Origin of the sequence: Desertivirga xinjiangensis (genome assembly GCF_024436435.1) — a bacterium.
Lineage (GTDB): Bacteria > Bacteroidota > Bacteroidia > Sphingobacteriales > Sphingobacteriaceae > Desertivirga > Desertivirga xinjiangensis.
Genome location: NZ_JAFMZP010000005.1, coordinates 94,836 through 111,902, shown reverse-complemented (window position 1 = coordinate 111,902; position 17,067 = coordinate 94,836). Strand labels below are relative to the sequence as shown.

At 42.0% G+C, this 17,067-nt stretch carries 17 protein-coding genes and 1 tRNA gene; 2 read left to right on the top strand and 16 right to left on the bottom strand.

The window, feature by feature from the left end:
• Positions 1–11: 11 nt before the first annotated feature.
• The 4 genes from J3P37_RS14755 to J3P37_RS14740 all read right to left on the bottom strand — a co-directional run bounded on the left by J3P37_RS14755 (position 12) and on the right by J3P37_RS14740 (position 3,665).
• On the bottom strand, positions 12–842 hold the full coding sequence (locus tag J3P37_RS14755; RefSeq protein ID WP_256012118.1) for a phytanoyl-CoA dioxygenase family protein: 831 nt from the start codon (positions 840–842) through the stop codon (positions 12–14).
• A 61-nt stretch (positions 843–903) separates the two neighbouring features.
• Positions 904–1,821, bottom strand: a complete 918-nt coding sequence (locus J3P37_RS14750) for a sugar phosphate isomerase/epimerase family protein (RefSeq protein WP_256012117.1) — start codon at positions 1,819–1,821, stop codon at positions 904–906.
• Positions 1,822–1,829: 8 nt separating this feature from the next.
• Positions 1,830–2,939: a Gfo/Idh/MocA family protein gene (locus J3P37_RS14745; protein WP_256012116.1), complete on the bottom strand. Its 1,110-nt coding sequence runs from the start codon at positions 2,937–2,939 to the stop codon at positions 1,830–1,832.
• Positions 2,940–3,272: 333 nt separating this feature from the next.
• Complete coding sequence (locus tag J3P37_RS14740; RefSeq protein ID WP_256012115.1) at positions 3,273–3,665, bottom strand: response regulator; 393 nt, start codon at positions 3,663–3,665, stop codon at positions 3,273–3,275.
• A gap of 155 nt (positions 3,666–3,820) precedes the next feature.
• Between J3P37_RS14740 and J3P37_RS14735 the strand changes: the two genes are divergently transcribed.
• Entirely contained in the window at positions 3,821–3,982 is a 162-nt protein-coding gene (locus tag J3P37_RS14735) for a hypothetical protein (RefSeq protein ID WP_256012114.1), read from the top strand.
• A 62-nt stretch (positions 3,983–4,044) separates the two neighbouring features.
• Positions 4,045–4,389 (top strand): nuclear transport factor 2 family protein, encoded by a 345-nt coding sequence (locus tag J3P37_RS14730; protein WP_256012113.1) that lies wholly within the window; start codon positions 4,045–4,047, stop codon positions 4,387–4,389.
• A 54-nt stretch (positions 4,390–4,443) separates the two neighbouring features.
• Here J3P37_RS14730 and J3P37_RS14725 read toward each other — a convergent pair whose 3' ends face one another.
• The 12 genes from J3P37_RS14725 to J3P37_RS14670 form a co-directional block, all read right to left on the bottom strand.
• A complete protein-coding gene (locus J3P37_RS14725; RefSeq protein ID WP_256012112.1) occupies positions 4,444–5,190 on the bottom strand; it encodes a DUF72 domain-containing protein in 747 nt (248 codons plus the stop codon).
• Positions 5,191–5,276: 86 nt separating this feature from the next.
• Positions 5,277–6,683, bottom strand: a complete 1,407-nt coding sequence (locus J3P37_RS14720; protein WP_256012111.1) for an MFS transporter — start codon at positions 6,681–6,683, stop codon at positions 5,277–5,279.
• A gap of 131 nt (positions 6,684–6,814) precedes the next feature.
• Positions 6,815–8,449: an ABC-F family ATP-binding cassette domain-containing protein gene (locus J3P37_RS14715; RefSeq protein ID WP_256012110.1), complete on the bottom strand. Its 1,635-nt coding sequence runs from the start codon at positions 8,447–8,449 to the stop codon at positions 6,815–6,817.
• A 123-nt stretch (positions 8,450–8,572) separates the two neighbouring features.
• Positions 8,573–9,211, bottom strand: a complete 639-nt coding sequence (locus tag J3P37_RS14710) for an NAD(P)H-binding protein (protein ID WP_256012109.1) — start codon at positions 9,209–9,211, stop codon at positions 8,573–8,575.
• Between the two features lie 286 nt (positions 9,212–9,497).
• A tRNA-Leu gene (locus J3P37_RS14705) sits at positions 9,498–9,577 on the bottom strand.
• Between the two features lie 9 nt (positions 9,578–9,586).
• Positions 9,587–10,120: a Fe-S protein assembly co-chaperone HscB gene (gene hscB, locus J3P37_RS14700; RefSeq protein WP_256012108.1), complete on the bottom strand. Its 534-nt coding sequence runs from the start codon at positions 10,118–10,120 to the stop codon at positions 9,587–9,589.
• Between the two features lies 1 nt (position 10,121).
• Complete coding sequence (gene rseP, locus J3P37_RS14695; RefSeq protein ID WP_256012107.1) at positions 10,122–11,444, bottom strand: RIP metalloprotease RseP; 1,323 nt, start codon at positions 11,442–11,444, stop codon at positions 10,122–10,124.
• 30 nt (positions 11,445–11,474) lie between these two features.
• Complete coding sequence (locus tag J3P37_RS14690) at positions 11,475–12,632, bottom strand: 1-deoxy-D-xylulose-5-phosphate reductoisomerase (RefSeq protein WP_256012106.1); 1,158 nt, start codon at positions 12,630–12,632, stop codon at positions 11,475–11,477.
• A gap of 55 nt (positions 12,633–12,687) precedes the next feature.
• On the bottom strand, positions 12,688–14,190 hold the full coding sequence (locus tag J3P37_RS14685) for a GH3 auxin-responsive promoter family protein (RefSeq protein WP_256012105.1): 1,503 nt from the start codon (positions 14,188–14,190) through the stop codon (positions 12,688–12,690).
• A gap of 90 nt (positions 14,191–14,280) precedes the next feature.
• The gene (locus tag J3P37_RS14680; protein WP_256012104.1) at positions 14,281–15,078 is read right to left on the bottom strand and encodes a hypothetical protein; all 798 of its coding nucleotides are present in this window, start codon (positions 15,076–15,078) and stop codon (positions 14,281–14,283) included.
• Positions 15,075–16,046 carry a glycosyltransferase family 2 protein gene (locus tag J3P37_RS14675; RefSeq protein WP_256012103.1) on the bottom strand — a complete coding sequence of 324 codons (972 nt, stop codon included), beginning with the start codon at positions 16,044–16,046 and terminating at the stop codon, positions 15,075–15,077. Before J3P37_RS14675 ends, J3P37_RS14680 begins: the two co-directional genes overlap by 4 nt.
• A 22-nt stretch (positions 16,047–16,068) precedes the next feature.
• Positions 16,069–17,019 carry a glycosyltransferase family 2 protein gene (locus J3P37_RS14670; RefSeq protein ID WP_256012102.1) on the bottom strand — a complete coding sequence of 317 codons (951 nt, stop codon included), beginning with the start codon at positions 17,017–17,019 and terminating at the stop codon, positions 16,069–16,071.
• Between the last annotated feature and the right edge of the window lie 48 nt (positions 17,020–17,067).

Sequence of the window (17,067 nt, the reverse complement as noted above, 5' to 3'; positions counted from 1 at the left end):
CTCAAAATCAATTACTTCACCTTCAGCGTAATCTCATCTTCTTTTTGAAGGAAATCTCTGTCTGAAGATAAACCTTTTGCGTTGGGAGATATAACCGAGTCATTGGGCACAGTCTGTAACGGCGTGATACAAGACAAGTTCTTTTCCCGGAATGGTTTATTATAGCTGAGATTGTAAGCCGATATCATAGACCAGCGGGGCTTATCAGAAGTATTGGCTTCAGACATATGCAAGGTATTGCTATGGAAAAACAACAGATCGCCTGGTTCAAGCTCGACATATACACGCTCAAAGCGACCAAGAGCCTCATTGACAAAATCCATATCGGCACCCTGTTGTTCACCTGCGAAATTATGTTCCAATCGTCCGATCTTATGAGAACCTTTCAACACCTGCAGGCATCCATTCTTTACCGTAGCTTCGGTAAGGGCAAGCATCACGCTGATCATGGCATCCGGAAACAAGAAACCGTTCTTATACCAGTACCCGTAATCCTGGTGCCATTCCCATGCCCCGCCTACCTGCGGCTCTTTTTGCATCAGTTTGGAGTGAAAATGACAGACCTCTCCTTCGCCCAGTAATTCCTGTACGGACTGAACCAAAGCCTCACTGCGTGTTAACAGGCCATAGGCGTCATCGCCCGGTGTAAACCAAAGCGTCAGTTTGGTCCGTTTTCCGGATTGATCATTAAAGTCAAATGCTTTGTTTTTTAGTACGTCGTCGCCAGTGGCAATGCCATAAAGGTGACTTACTTCCTCTTCTGTTAAGAAGTTCTTGATAATAAGATATCCATCTTTGTCGTACGCCGCTTTCTGTTCAGCGCTTAATTTCAGGTTGTTCATAGTATGAGTTTTCTAAGTAAATATTTATAGAGATAAGAGTTTGGAAATAAGACTTTACAGATCAGGCGCCGATTGCCTTTAATGTGTCGTCCACAAATCGTTTCGCACGAGGAATATCCTCCTCGTCTAAATGCTCAATGATAAGCGGAATATTGGGGTGCTTCTTAGATAGCAATTTAAGATACAACTCATAGTTCAGCACTCCTAAGCCTGCCGCCGGAAGTTCTACATCTCCAGCTCCACGGAAGGTATGCGATTCTACAGCGTCGATTGCCGCGTGTTTTTCTTCACTGCTTTCTGCCTGTTTAATATCCTTTGCATGGGCAATCTTTATTTTATCCTGGAGGGCGTTGAAGATCCGGTAAAGTTCTGCATCCACATTCTTTATATTGACGCCGTTGAAGTAATTGGTTGGATCCATCAACAGTCCTAAACCCGGGTGGTCAACCTCTCTGAACAATCGTAGTAACTGATCGACACTGCCTATAACATTGTTTACGTAATTTTCAACGAGGAATACAGCATCATGCTTATAAGCGTATTCAGCAAGTTCTTCAAGCACCTGCTTAATTTCCTGGAAAGCTTCCTCCGTGGCATTTCTCTCATGGAAAACCCAATCACTGCTTGGTTCGTACGTTCCGGTTTCGCTAATTACGTAAGGAGTGCCAAACTCGCGTGCGAACTTCAACAGCGTTTTTACATACTCTATATTCTTGCGTTTCTTTTCCGGATCGGGAGAAATGAGATTTGTATAACCCGAAATTGCGACTATTTCAATGTTGGCATCACGAAAAGCATTACGTATAGTACGGGCTTTTTCAACGGTAAGCGTTTCTGGTAAAGTATGCGGGTCGTTCAGGTCGAAGTCCTTAAAACTCAGATCAAGCTGAATACAATTAAATCCATCTTTTTTTACTTTGCTGATCGTTTCTTCTAAAGTGTATGGATAATATCCATTGAAAATTCCTACTGATATCATTCGGCTTATTATTTAAGGGTTTTAAGTGTTTCGGTTAGTTTGACGGTTCTCTCTTCTTTGATGGATAAGTAAAGCGCATCAATGGTCGCCATGGTATGCAAGTTGTCACGACCGTTTATTTCAGGCAGGGTATCATTTTCCACTGCGCAGAGTAGTGAAGCCATTGTTCCTTCAAAAGCATCAGGGAACCAAACGGTGTCCCAGCTCGGTTCGATCCATTGATCCGGGAATTTTCTGGTCGTAAATTTTATGGTACTTAAACCTTTTTCAGGGAATTTAGGCCAGCCGATCTCACCCATTGCCATTCCTTCCACTCCCTCTACACGCCATCTGATATACATATCCTTCTGGCATCCATCACCCTGCCAGGCCCAAACATCGTCCAGACTCGTTGCCATCAGTCCGTCGGCATATTGAAAAGTGTATTGGGTAATACCATCAAGGTGGGGGAACTTGGTTCTTGGGTCAGGCCGTGTTATCGCCGTTACTTTTTCAGGATCTCCAAACAAATACCGGAATGTATCAATATGATGGATGCCCATATTTAACATCTCGAGACGGTTGTATTTTGTGAGAAATTCCTGCCAATGCGGAATTGCCCGCATATCAATAGTTGCCAAAACTATTTCGCCGAAATAATTATGATCAAGCAGGGTTTTCAAAGCACGTATGGATTGGTCGTACCGCATGTTGCTGTTAACTGCGAGTTTTATTCCAGCCTGCTCGCATAAAAGCACAATCTCGTTGGCTTCTTCCAAATTCATAGCCAAAGGCTTCTGGCAGAGTATTCCCTTAATGTGATCGTTTTCTTTAACTGCTTCCCGTACTATTTCTAATTGAACATCAGGAGGAACGGCAATGTCAAGGATCTCTATTTCTTTATCCTTTATTAATTGCTGCCAGGATTCATAGACGTTGGGGATATTAAACTCTGTTGCAACTTCCACTGCCCGGGACCTGTTTTGAGAGGCTATTCCATAAGAGTTGAAGCCTGCATTCCGGTAAGCCACCTGATGGCAGCCACGTATAATTGCTCCGGCACCGATCGTACCGATTCGCCAATCCTTTCGCAGAGGCATTTTCGCCGTTAGATTCAGATCTAATGTAAATTCATTCATTAGTTAGTTAGGAAATGGTTTAATTGTTAGTTAAATTATTGAGCACAACAAACCCTCAATGAGTTTAATGCCCTGCAAATTGTTCGGCCTTCTCAACCTTTAAGTCAGAGTCTGGTTTACGAGCTCTTCCCTGGATTTCATGGTGTTGAAGGATTATGTTTATTTAAGTTTGGTTTCGTTGTATAACAAAACTACTGAGACAGGGAAAGTGAACTTTATAGGATATTTACATGATATTGTAAGATACTATCTAACAATAGGGAATGTTATTGGGAGTAGATGTTTGCGCAGGTGCTGACGGAAAAAATAGACAAGATTCAAGAGAGCTTTCTTTTATGCTGAAGCTCTCCTGAATGAAACGACCTTCCCGGAAACTCGGTCATCTATTTTTTCAAGAAGGTGTGCCATGTCGAATGGTTTCAAAATATAGTCATCTGCATTAAAGTCAGTTTTTGCTTTATGAATGCTTTCATGAGCTGAAATTATAAAAACAGGAATATGGGTCGTCAGGGGATTAGATTTAAGTTTGCTACAGATTTCTAAACCGTTATAGTAACCCAGTTGAATATCCAGCAGGATCAGATCAGGAACAAAATCGAAGATCGCACCCGACAGATTATCCGGCGAAAGCAGCGTTTTTACATCATACCCTTCCATTGTCAAAATCAACGAATACATCTCCAACACATCCGGATCATCATCAATCGCTAAAATTCGTTTGCTCATTGTTATTTAAATATTTAGCTTTTAACATTAATGGTTGATAATGGTTTGGAAAAAAATGTATAGATTTCAGTACGAATTCACAAAAACATTGTGAGGGATAGTATTATCTCGCATCTGGCACGATTTTGCCTTATGTGAATGTATAGATAGACAATATGAAAATTAACAACTACTCCATTACAAATACCGTAACCTTAAGCGACTCATCCAAAACTTTGACAGAAGCTTTTGATAAGCAGCTTTTAGACATCTTACAAACTGAGCTTACCAAAATAAAGGCTAGTAATGAAGGCCCTGACAAGCAACTTGCTGCTTAAGATCTTGTCCGGCAGTGGTGCTGCCTTAAACGATCTTAATAGAAATTTTATCAATTAAAGAGATGATCAACAATAAGGCAATCCTTGAAAAAGCAAATGCAGCTGTGAGCGCTGGCGATAATGAGAGCTTTCTGTCTTTCTGTACCGACGATGTAGAATGGACTTTTGTAGGCGAACAGACCCTGCGAGGCAAACAAGCAATCCGTGAATATATGGCTACTGCCTACTCGGAGCCACCAAAGTTTATAGTTGAGAAATTAATCGCCGAAGATGACTTTGTTACCGCACTCGGAAAAATCAGTTTGAAAGATCAAAATGGAACAATGGTTGACTACTCCTACTGCGACGTCTGGCGCTTTCTGGACGGTAAGATGTGTGAGTTAAAAGCTTTTGTCATTGAGATGTAAACGGGCAAGTAAAAACTGTTAAGCGTTTGTATTTAATATTATTCTCCTGTCACCTCAGGCCAATACGTAGTCGTTCAATGTGACAAGGTTATTCATGGCGTCTCCCATGGTGTTATTAAAGTAAACGTATACAGTCTTTCCTTCCTCCATCCAATCTCTAATGTAATATGAATATTCTGATAGGAAATCATCCTGGTAACTTCCCCTATAACCACCCTGGGGGCCATGAAACCTTAAATAAACAAAGTCAGTTGACTGTTCCATTAACGGCGTAGCCGATGAAGGCATGTCATGGATTACAATTCCAATGTTGTATAGGTTTAATAAGTCGTAGGTGTGATCGTTATACCATGATTTATTCCTAAACTCAACAGCTATATTCCATGATCCGTTATTAGCAGAAATAAGTTCATTAAATAATTTTTCCAGTTCCCGGATATTATCTGAAGCGAATTTTGGAGGGAACTGCACAAGCAGGCAGCCCTTCTTCTCACCTACTTCATTAATTATATCAATAAATCTTTGTATGTGATCTGGTTTATATTGTAGCTCTTTTGCGTGACTTATATCCTGAAAGAGTTTGAATGTGAACCTGAAGTTTTCTGTAGTTTCATTCGCCCACCGCTGCATGGTTTTGGCCTGCGGGATCTTATAGAAAGAGCTGTTAACTTCGATGCTATTAAAAATCGAAGAATAGAAGCATAGCCTGCTTTTGTCCTGGAATTCTTTAGGGTATGCCAGTTTATTTGGAACCGGCAATACCAATCCACTTGCACCTGAATAGAATAATCCTTCTTTCATATAAAAATTATAAAAGCCAAAAAGCGCACATCTGTTTGATCTTTGACGAAAATCGGATTTAGTGCCACCAAAAATCTATTTTCAACTTAATCAGACTTCATATTATCCCCATCCTTAAAATGCAATCTTCTAAAAATCAATCCAGACATAATGGTTAAAAAACCCACCACTAAAAAAGTGTACCTGAACGCATTATGGATTTCATTATCGATAAGCTTCACGTCACCCTGAAATATCTTCAGCACTATCAGACCGAAGGCAACTCCGAACCCGATTGCCAGCTGTTGATTTACCGAAACCAGGGAATTTCCGCTGCTGGTATGGTACTGCCGTAGATCAGCAATAGAGATGGTGTTCATGGCTGTAAACTGAATGGAGTTGAAAAAACCCAAGACGGCGATGATGGGCATATACCAGTAAATTGACGTGTGCACAGGGGGTATGGCCATACTGCAAATCAACAGGCCAATAACGAATGTATTGGTCATTAGTGTGGCCCGGTAGCCAAATCTGTTCAGGATCCTGATCACTGCAGATTTTCCAAACATTGCTGTGATAGCCATAGGTGCGACGATCCAGCCGGATGTAACTGCTGACCGGCCGTAAGCGATCTGGATCATCATGGGAAGTAAGAGTGGGATAGCGCTAATCCCCAATCTGGTAGCGAGGTTGCCTAAAATACCTACTCTGAAGGTTCTGACCTTAAACAGGTTTAATGGAAAAATTGGATTCTCGTCGGTCGAAGCATGACGGTAATAAAAATAGAACATTAAAAATCCGGCTAAGAGCACCAGCAACACTGGTGTTACATGCACGGTATTCCCAAATAACTCTAAGCCAATGGACAACAGCAGGGAGGCGGCGGCGAAGATCAGAAATCCCTTCAGGTCGAAGTCTATAATCGGCGACTTATAATCAGGCATAAATCTCAGGCTTAATGCAACGCCAAGCAAGGCTATCGGAATGTTGATCAGAAAAATCCAATGCCAGGATAAATAGTCGACCATATAACCACCAACCAGTGGCCCAAGGACGGGACCAATCAGAGCAGGAATGATGGCGAAGTTCATTGCCTTCAGCAATTCTTGTTTTGGGAAGGTTCTGATCAGGGCTAATTTTCCAACCGGGGTCATTAAACTACCTCCTACCCCTTGTACCATTCTTGCAATAACTAATTGCGTCAGATTTTGCGACAGCGAACAAAAAAGTGACCCAGCTCCGAAGAGTACCAGTGCAAAAATAAACACCCTCTTCGTTCCGAACTTATCGGCAAGGAAACCACTCACGGGCATGAAAACAGCAAGGGTAAGCACATAGCTGATAATAGCATTCTGCATATCCAAAGGCGATTCATTCAGATCTCTGGCAATGGCAGGCAAAGAAGTGTTCAGAATAGTCGAGTCCAGCATCTGCATGAATATGGCAGTGGCAAGAATAATGGGAAGCAGTTTTTTCGTCGATCCGGGAGTTTGCGCTGATTCCTTCAAGTCCATATCAAATAAGTTTCAATTTTAACGCATTCGCCTGCAAAAGGTGTTCCTGAGCCTTAGCTTGATTTCAAGTGAACTTTGCTAACGCTCAGGTCCTTGTCCCTGGCTAATCGATGATGAAACTTAATCTCTGACTAACTCTGTTCGATCTCTTTCAAGCTGCTCATCTTCTTGTAAGCAAGGAAACCCTTAATATCTTCAAAGTGTTCCCGAACGCGTTTATTACCAAATTCGAATACTTTCTGAGCTAGTCCGTCTAAGAAATCCCGGTCGTGCGATACCAGGATCAAGGTGCCATCGAAGTCCTGTAAGGCCTCTTTAATAATGTCTTTGGTCTTCATATCCAAATGGTTTGTCGGCTCATCCAGGATCAATACGTTTACTGGTTCCAGCAAGAGTTTGATCATAGCTAAGCGGGTTTTCTCACCGCCAGAAAGCACTTTAACTTTCTTGGTAGTGTCGTCGCCACTGAACATAAAGGCACCCAATAGGTCTTTGATCTTTATAGTTCCATCGCTTAAGGGAATCTGGTCAATCGTCTCAAATACGGTCAAATTTTCATCCAGCAAAGCCGCCTGGTTCTGGGCGAAATAACCGATCTTGGCATTATGACCAACCTTTAAGCCTCCCTCAAAATCAATCTCGCCCATAATGGCTTTGATCATAGTCGACTTACCTTCACCATTTTTACCTACGAAAGCTACTTTTTCACCCCGCTCAATCACCATGGAAGCTTTCTCAAACACTACATGATCGCCGTAAGCTTTAGTTAGTTCTTCTACGATGACCGGGTATTGACCTGAACGGGGCGATGGTGGGAATTTCAACCGTAGTGCCGACGTGTCCACTTCATCAATCTCGATTACTTCGAGTTTCTCAAGCATTTTTACCCGCGACTGCACTTGCAGCGTTTTCGAGTAGGTGCCTCTGAAACGATCTATAAACTCCTGGTTGTCGGCGATGAAGCGTTGTTGCTCTTCGTAGGCTTTTAACTGATGTACCCGGCGCTCGGCACGCAATTGAAGGTAGTGCGTGTACTTGGCTTTGTAATCGTATATCCGGCCCATCGTGACCTCAATTGTACGATTCGTAATATTATCTACGAAGGTACGGTCGTGCGAAATCACCATCACTGCCTTCGCAGAATTAATTAAAAAGTCTTCTAACCATTGGATACTTTCAATATCCATATGGTTAGTAGGCTCATCGAGCAGTATCAGGTCAGGTTTCTTCAATAGGATCTTGGCCAGCTCGATCCGCATACGCCAGCCGCCCGAGAACTCAGAAGTCTGGCGGGTGAAGTCTTCCCGCCTGAAGCCTAAGCCTTTTAACACTTTTTCTATTTCAGCGTCGTAATTAACTTCTTCTACCGAATAGAACTTTTCACTAAGCTCCGAGACACGCTCAATTAACTTCATGTAATCGTCGCTTTCATAATCGGTTCTGACGGTGAGTTGTTCATTGAGCTCATCCAGTTCCTTTTGCATTCCATGCATCTCCTGAAAAGCTTTTGAGGTTTCTTCAAAAACCGTAACATTGTCCTGCGTAAGTAAATGTTGGGGGAGATAAGCAATCACTGCATCCTTTGGACCGGTTACATTACCAGAAGTAGGCTTGGCTGCACCGGCAATGATCTTTAAAATGGTAGATTTTCCTGCACCATTTTTACCCATCAGGGCTATTTTATCATTCTCGTTGATTGAAAAGGTTACATCACTAAACAGGGTGGTTCCGCCAAAGGAAACAGAGATATTATTTACATTAATCACAAAAGGAGGATATTAAAATGAGCGGCAAAGATAGGGATTTTGGGGCAAGTAAGGAATACCGTTAACACCGGACCATAAATATCCAGCCAGGATAGTGATGCATAGTGATTTGTTCAGGATATACTAAAATTTAAAAATTTCAGTCAACTCTATTATATGTTTTCCGCCTGGCAGATCATGTGGTGCTTTAGCGAGTTTTTCGGCAAGCACGGCAGTGGGCAACGGCCGGAATTTTCTGAGTAAACCTACACCGTTCAGCAGTTTTATCAAGCTCGCTGATATGCGCTCACCTAATCTGTCGGAGTTTTTCCGCAATAGCAGTCCGGGCCTGAAAATAACACATTGCTCAAAGGCAAGCCTAGACATTCCTTCCTCCAATTCGCCCTTTAATTTGGAGTAAAATACCCGGCTGCTAGCGGACGCGCCATAAGCAGATAATAAAACAACTTTTGGAACTCCATTTCTCCTGGCAATTTCCGCAAATTGCAAGGGGATGTCCAGATCGATATGCCGCTGCTTCTCTTTAGATCCGGCAGCTTTAAGCGTGGTTCCCAGGCAGGAAAACAATACGTTTCCATTGATCTGCCCCGACACGTCTTCCAATTGATCGAAATCAGTGAGCACCTCCGATAATTTGGGGTGAGTTATTCCACTGGAACGACGTACAAATATCACCACATCTGTATAGTAAGGGTCTTGCAGCAGGATGTTTACCAGATCTTTGCCAGTAGCCCCTGTTGCTCCTATGAGCAGCGCTTTCATATCTTTTTATTTTTAAAATTACTTAAATTAATCCACAAAGCACTTTCATCCTACCCATTTGAGTTCCAGCTGTCGAAGGATTTATTGGTGGATCCAGCAGCACTTACACTGTTGACTGGTAGCAATTACGTTAAATTTAACTAATCACATTATGTTTCAATTATCGGCGCTGCAATTAGCTTGTTCTGTTGATGTAATGTCGAAGTACAGCGGCGTGGGTAAGCAAGCAAAAAGCCCCTCTGTATCGCTACAGAGGGGCTTTTGTTTCTAGGGTTCTTCGACCCAGTACCCAGCGCCGGAATCGAACCGGCACAGTTTCCTATCGGTGTTTGAGACCGACGCGTCTACCAGTTCCGCCAGCTGGGCATTTGTTGTTTAGCGGGATGCAAATCTATTTAAACTCTCGCGAATTCGCAACAAATATTTCTGTCTATAATATAGATCTTTGATTTCCAGCAAGAATGATTCTCTTTCCGCCGGATTTTGCTCCTTATCGTACTTCTCAGTGAAGAATTTCAGTTCGGTTAACAGCTCGGCCTCTATGCCGGCAACCTGCTTTTCTGTTTCTTCCAGGGCCTTTTCATCTGCATCAAACTCCAATTCCATCAAGGCTTCGTTCACTTCCATCATTTCCATCAGGAAAGCTTGTGGGAGCTGATATTTGTCACCTTCAGCAATCTGGTTATTGCTTTGTAAAATATACTCCAGTCTTTTTTGAGCGTTGGATAAAACCTGGTAAGCTTTATTGTTTATGGTTGACAGCTCCAGGATCTCTTGTTGCTTCTCCGGTGTATCATTCACATAAAAATCGGGATGAAACTCTTTGCTAAGGGCATAGAACTTCCGCTTAATGGCTGCTTCATCCGGATTAAAGGTTTCAGGGATACCGTAGAACTCGAAGTAATTCATCCTACTTAATAATGTACTTAAAGATATCGTTACCCAACACAAATACCATCAGTGCCACAAGAATGAAAAAACCAACAATCTGGGCTTTTTCCATAAACTTATCGCCAAGAGGCTTTCCTTTGATGATTTCAATGATAAGGAAAGTTGCATGACCACCGTCTAAGGCAGGAATAGGAAGCAGGTTCATTAAAGCCAGGGCCATGGAAAGCAAGCCTACAAGGCTCCAGAACTTCAGCCAGTTCACTTCACTGCCGAACATGTTTGCGATGCCCACAGGTCCTGTAAATGCTTTTTGTGCTTTTACTTCACCGGTGATCACTTTGCCTAAGCCGCGTGCATTGTCCATGAAAGATCCCCAGGCCTTGGATGCGCCTACAGGAAGAGCCTCAAAGAAGCCGTATTGCTGACTTTCAAGTGGTAGATCTTTCGTATCTATAGCAAAGCCAATCTGGCCATCCGTATCAACAAGCGTGCTTAATTGTAGTGTATCATTAGCACGTAATACGGTTACCTGCGCATTTTTGCCTTTAACACTTTGCAAACCTGCTTTCAACTCATCTAAAAACTTTACCGGTTTTGAATTAATACCTATGATCTTATCGCCTGCTTTAATCCCCGCTTTCTCAGCATTTCCGCCTTTTACTACTTCAGCTACGCCAGTCTGCATCCGTGGTGTTACAAACTCTCCTAGTCCAAAGTCTGACACCTTTTCGAGAATATCACCGGGAACAGTGATAAACTTTGTTTCATTATTACGCAGTACAGTAAGCTCGCTATTTCCAAGCAATACTTTAGAGCTGGTGATCTCTTCAAATCGTTTAATAGGCTTTCCATTCACAGCAACCACCCTGTCTCCAGCCTGGATGCCTATTTCTTTACCAATTTTTCCAGGAACAACACCATTAACCAACTTGTCGTTGGAAATGAAGTTCTCTCCCACCTTAAAGGTGATCATCCAGAATATGAATATACCGAGGACAATATTTACGGCGATACCTCCAAGCATCACGATCAAACGCTGCCATGCTGGTTTTGATCTAAATTCCCAGGGTTGCGGCGGGCCTGATAACTGCTCGGTATCCATCGATTCATCGATCATCCCGGCAATTTTAACGTAGCCGCCGAGAGGCAGCCAGCCTATACCATATTCGCAATCTTTATATCTGAAACTGAAAAGTTTAAATCCCCAGGCATCGAAAAACAAGTAAAATTTTTCAACCTTTATTCCAAAAGCGCGGGCTGCAACAAAGTGCCCTAATTCGTGTAGTACAATTAATATTGATAATCCCAGCAAAAGCTGGCCGGCCATAACCAATCCGTCCATTTGATATTTTTAAGTTTGTTGTTTGGGTCTCTATTTCAAATCTGTCACCAGTTCTTTAGCATATATCCTGCTCTCCTTATCTGTTTCCAAATAATCATCTAAGCTTGGCTGGCTAATATAAGCGATTTTATCCATACAGGATTCAATCACCTCACTCATCTCTAAAAATCCAATCCTGTCTTTCAAAAACTCTGCCACCACCAGTTCGTTAGCTGCATTTATCACACATGGCATATTTCCGCCTTTTTTAAGTGCCATAAACGCCAGATCCAGGTTTCGGAAGGTACTTTTGTCAGCCTGCTCAAAGCTAAGCTCAGAGTACTTCAAGAAATCAAAACGGGGAAACCTGCTTTTTATTCTTTCAGGATAACTTAGGGCGTACTGAATAGGAAGCTTCATATCTGGCAAGCCCATCTGTGCTTTCATTGATCCGTCTTTAAACTGAACAATTGAATGAACTATGGATTGAGGATGAACAATAACATCGATCTGTTCAGCTTCGAGGTTGAAGAGCCACTTCGCTTCTATCACTTCCAAACCTTTGTTCATCAAGGTTGCTGAATCAATGGTGATCTTAGCTCCCATAACCCAGTTCGGGTGCTTTAATGCTTCAGCCTTGGTAACTGACTTTAGGAAGGATTGATCCCTTCCCCTGAATGGACCACCAGAAGCTGTAAGATAGATCTTTTCAATATCAGTAATATCTTCTCCTGTAAGGCATTGAAAGATCGCTGAATGCTCAGAATCTACCGGCAGTATATTTACGTTATGCTGCTTTGCTAGTGCTGTTACAAGGTCGCCAGCTACTACAAGTGTTTCTTTGTTGGCCAGGGCAATATGTTTTCCTGCCCTGATAGCAGAAATTGTAGGTTCCAAACCACAAAAACCAACTAAGGCGGTGAGCACTATGTCGATTGACGAAAGCTGAACCACCTCGCATAGAGCTGCATTACCAGCGAATACCTGGATATTGGTTTGAGAAAGGGCAGATTTTACTTCTGCATATTTAGTTTCATCTCCTATAACGACGCATTCAGGCTCAAACTCCAGCGCCTGCTGGATCAGGACTCCGGCATTCTGATTAACGGTTAATACCGATGCTTTAAAGAGCTGAGGGTTGTCTCGGATAACATCCAAGGCTTGTGTACCTATACTTCCACTGGATCCTAATATTGCAATGTGCTTCAAGCGTTTGTGTTTATTCGTTCTTAGAGATTTTATAATTAACCCCCCCTGGATAATATTATTCAATAATATAATTTGACAGCTGATCGGCAATCTTTCTGTCGTTTGATAAACGAGGCACTTTATTTTGTCCTCCCAGTTTACCCTCCGACTTCATATAATTTTTAAAGCTGTCGGCTTTCAAAGACCTGATTACCAGAGGTTGAAGTATCTTCCCCTCTATCAGGTCGTAATAATAGATATTTTTTTTCTGCAGCAGGGCATCTACCTTCAAGCGGAATTGTTCCATGTCGTCAGGTTTCCTTGAAAACTCTACAAACCACTCGTGGTAAGGCAAGTCCATACCTCCCGGATTTACCTGCGGTGCCACTGTAAATTCGGTTATTTCAACGCCGCTTTCCTTAGCTGCCGTCAACAGGGCATACTCTACCTCTTCTCCAATTACATGCTCTCCAAATGCTGATATATAATGTTTTATGCGCCCTGACACTATGATCTTATACGGATTCTTTGAAACAAATTTCACCGTATCGCCGATGCTATATCCCCATAAACCAGCATTGGTATTTAAGATAATAGCGTAATTCTTTCCAAGCTCAACCTCCTTTAATGAGAGCCGCGTGGGCTTTTCGTTGAAGTATTCTTCTGAAGGGATAAACTCATAGAATATTCCGGAGTTGACTAACAATAACAAGCCACTATCTTGTTGAGAATCCTGGTAAGCAATAAAACCTTCAGAAGCGGGATAGGTCTCAATGGCGTCTATTTTTTTACCTATGGATTCCTCCATTCTGGCCCTGTAAGGCTCGAAATTTACCCCTCCGTACACAAACAGGCTAAAATTTTTAAAAATATCTTTGATCTTCTTACCTCCGCTTTTTTCGGACAGACGATCAAAATACATTTGCACCCATGGCGGTATTCCAGAGATGAGTCGCATATCTTCACGGATAGTTTCTTCAACTATCGCCTCTACTTTTTCCTCCCAGTCTTCAATACAATTGGTCTCATAAGAAGGTAAGCGATTCTTTTGCAGATATTGGGGAACGTGATGAGCCGTAATACCTGACAATCTGCCCGTAGGCACTTTATACTTTGTATCCAGTACCGGACTGCCCTGCAGGAAGATCATCTTCCCGTCAACAAAATCGGCTTTGCCCGTTTCGTAAATATAAGTTAACAAGGCATTTCTTGCCGCCTTGATATGCTCGGGCATGGATTCTTTTGATATGGGAATATACTTAACGCCGGATGTTGTACCAGATGTTTTTGCAAAGTAAGCAGGTACGCCGGGCCAAAGTACATTCTCCTCCCCTTTTACCATTCGTTCAATATAAAGCTTAAGATCCTCATAATCGCGAACAGGTACTACTTTCTTGAAATCTTCATAGGAACGTATCTCTGAAAATTTATGGTCTCTTCCAAATGCCGTCCCTCTGGCAGTCTTAATAAGATCTCTAAGTACCTGCTGCTGTACTTCAACTGCCTTGAATTTCCACTTATTGATCTGCTTAACAGCGAAGTAGGCAAATGGCTTACTTAAAGCCGATTTCAATCCCATAGTAGTAAGTTATGAGTTGTAAGTTTTAAGTTGTAAGTCATGGTTGACAATCTGATAACAAGTGGTATTTATAAGTTTTGATGAATACGACTAGATAATATTATCTAAGATGTCCGGATCCTGATCTCCCTCGTACTCATTCATCATCCGGCGGTAGGCAACAGCCAAAGCCACACTGGATAAAGGAATAACTAAAAGAGAGTTTATAAGGTTTATTATTCCTGCACTTATAAAGTCTACCTGTACATTCACAAAGAAAAAGGAAAGTAACTGAAATATAGCAAGGAAAGCCAATAAAAGCAGGATTTTGGTAAAATTACCCCTGGTGATCGCCAGGCTGAAACGAATCGACTTAAACGGTGACGAATCGCGGTCTATTATGAAAAAAGGAAAAAATGAAATCCGTATCCAGGTGAGTATGATCCCAAGAACCCCTATTGAGTAAGCTACCTGCAACACCAGGTCGCGCCTGTTTTCGTTTACAAAATAATATAAGGGAAAGAATAAGATCATGATGACAATGAACACCAAAAATATGCAGCCGGCGAAGTACAGGGTTGCAATTAAGAATTTGATGATCTGCCTGGTGGTTGGAATGGAGTCCTTTACAAAAACTTCGTGATCATTCTCATCTAAAACCCGCAATACAAATCTGAACAGGGTAAGCTGGAAGCCAAAGTAAGCCAGGATAAAAAACAAGAACATGAAGACTTTAACACCAAAGTTAAAGTCATCAAGAAGGTAAGCAAAGAAACCAGACAAATTGAAAATAAGAAACATTATTAAACACAAGCCCAATATCTTAAGATACTGTTTTTTAAGTGTATTCCAGGCCAACCTGATAACATCGTTAACCGCAAACGTACTGTCCTTTAAAAAATCGATCATGAGTGTTTAAGAATAATTCTTTTAATGAAGTCCTGCATAAATCCTAATCCATAGGCAACGAGTTGCACAAAAGCAGCCATTACACTAAGAAAAGCAACTTTCAGTGATTTGTTTACCTCCCATGAATGAAAGAAAAGTAACACTATATAGATCACCAGAAGAATATTACACAAGCCCTTCATAGGAAGGCTAAAAATATTAAGAATTAGCGTAAATAACAGGAATAAAGTAAAGAATGCCGGAAAAAAGTGAACCAACTTGAGTTGACTGGGAAAAAACTTATATATATTAATCCTCGCCCTTCCAAAAAAATGAAGTTGCTTATAAAACTGCATAAAACTGGTGCGCCTTTTATGAAAAACAATAGCATCGGGAATTAGACCGGTCTTAAATCCCAGAGAGTGGATCCGGATGCTGAATTCAATGTCTTCACCCAATCGCGTTAATATGAAGCCGCCTGTTTTTTCCCAAACCTTCCTGGAAATACCCATATTGAAGCTTCTCGGATGAAATTGCCCGCCAATATTGCGCTTGCTGCCTCTGATCCCTCCTGTGGTAAAAGGTGAAGTCATGGCATAACTTATGGCCTTTTGGACAGGTGTAAAACTTCCATGCGCGGCATCGGGACCTCCATAGGCGTCCAGAGGCTCGGTGTAGAGGTGATTGCGTACATTTTCAAGGTAATTGGCAGGAATAAGGCAGTCGGAATCGAATACAATGAAATAATCACCCCTGGCCCTGGCGAAGGCATAGTTCCGGGTAAAGCCCTGTCCTTCGTTCTCTTTTACATAGTACTTTAAATCCAGCTGATTCTGGTATTTCAGGACAACATCTTTAGCCGGCACTTTCGATCCATCTTCAATAACCAATACCTCGAACTGCAAATATGTCTGGTGTGTGAGCGAATGCAAAAGCTCATCAATTTCCTGTGGCCGATTATAAAGGGGAATGATTATCGAGAAGAACATGAATTTTAGCGGATTTAATTCTTTAAATCACCTTTTCTACCAGGTATGTATTCCTCTCAGATGCGTTCCTGGATACTAGTTCAGCCACAAAACCAGTAAGGAATAGCTGAAATCCAACAATGATCGCCACAAGGGCAATATAAAAAAGAGGCTGATCGGTGGCATCCCTGAACCTTTCACTATTTGCAATGTGCACCAGTTTCTCAACTATCAACCAAATGGTGATGATCAACCCTGCCATGAAGCTCAGCACTCCCATGGTTCCGAAAAAATGCATCGGGCGTTTTCCGAACTTCCCAACAAAAAATATGGAAAGCAGATCCAGGAAACCATTAATAAAACGACTTAATCCGAACTTGGTGGTTCCATATTTTCGTGGGCGATGCTCTACAACCTGCTCTCCTATCCTGCGAAAGCCTGCCCATTTTGCCAATACAGGAATATAACGATGCATTTCACCATAGACTTCTATGCTTTTCACCACGTCTTTGCGATAAGCTTTTAAGCCGCAGTTGAAGTCGTGAAGATTATTTATACCCGACATTTTGCGGGTTGCCGAATTAAATAGTTTGGTCGGGACCGTTTTGCTGATGGGGTCATGGCGTTTTTTCTTCCAGCCCGATATAAGATCGTATTTTTCTTGTGTGATCCTTCTGTACAACTCCGGGATCTCATCAGGGCTATCCTGAAGGTCGGCATCCATGGTAATCACCACATTGCCTTCAGCTGCATCGAAACCAACATTCAGTGCGGCTGACTTCCCGTAGTTCCTGCGAAACTTGATCCCTCGTACCTTAGAGTTTTGAGCTCTGAGCCGTTCTATTACCTCCCAGGAACCATCATCGCTCCCATCGTCCACTAGAATAATCTCATAACTAAAATTATTCTCATCCATTACCCTGGTATTCCATTCTATCAGCTCAGGTAAGGATTCGGCTTCATTAAAAAGGGGGATGACTACGGATATATCCATATTTAAGTATCAGGAACTTCGATTTTATTGTAACAATTTAAATAAAAC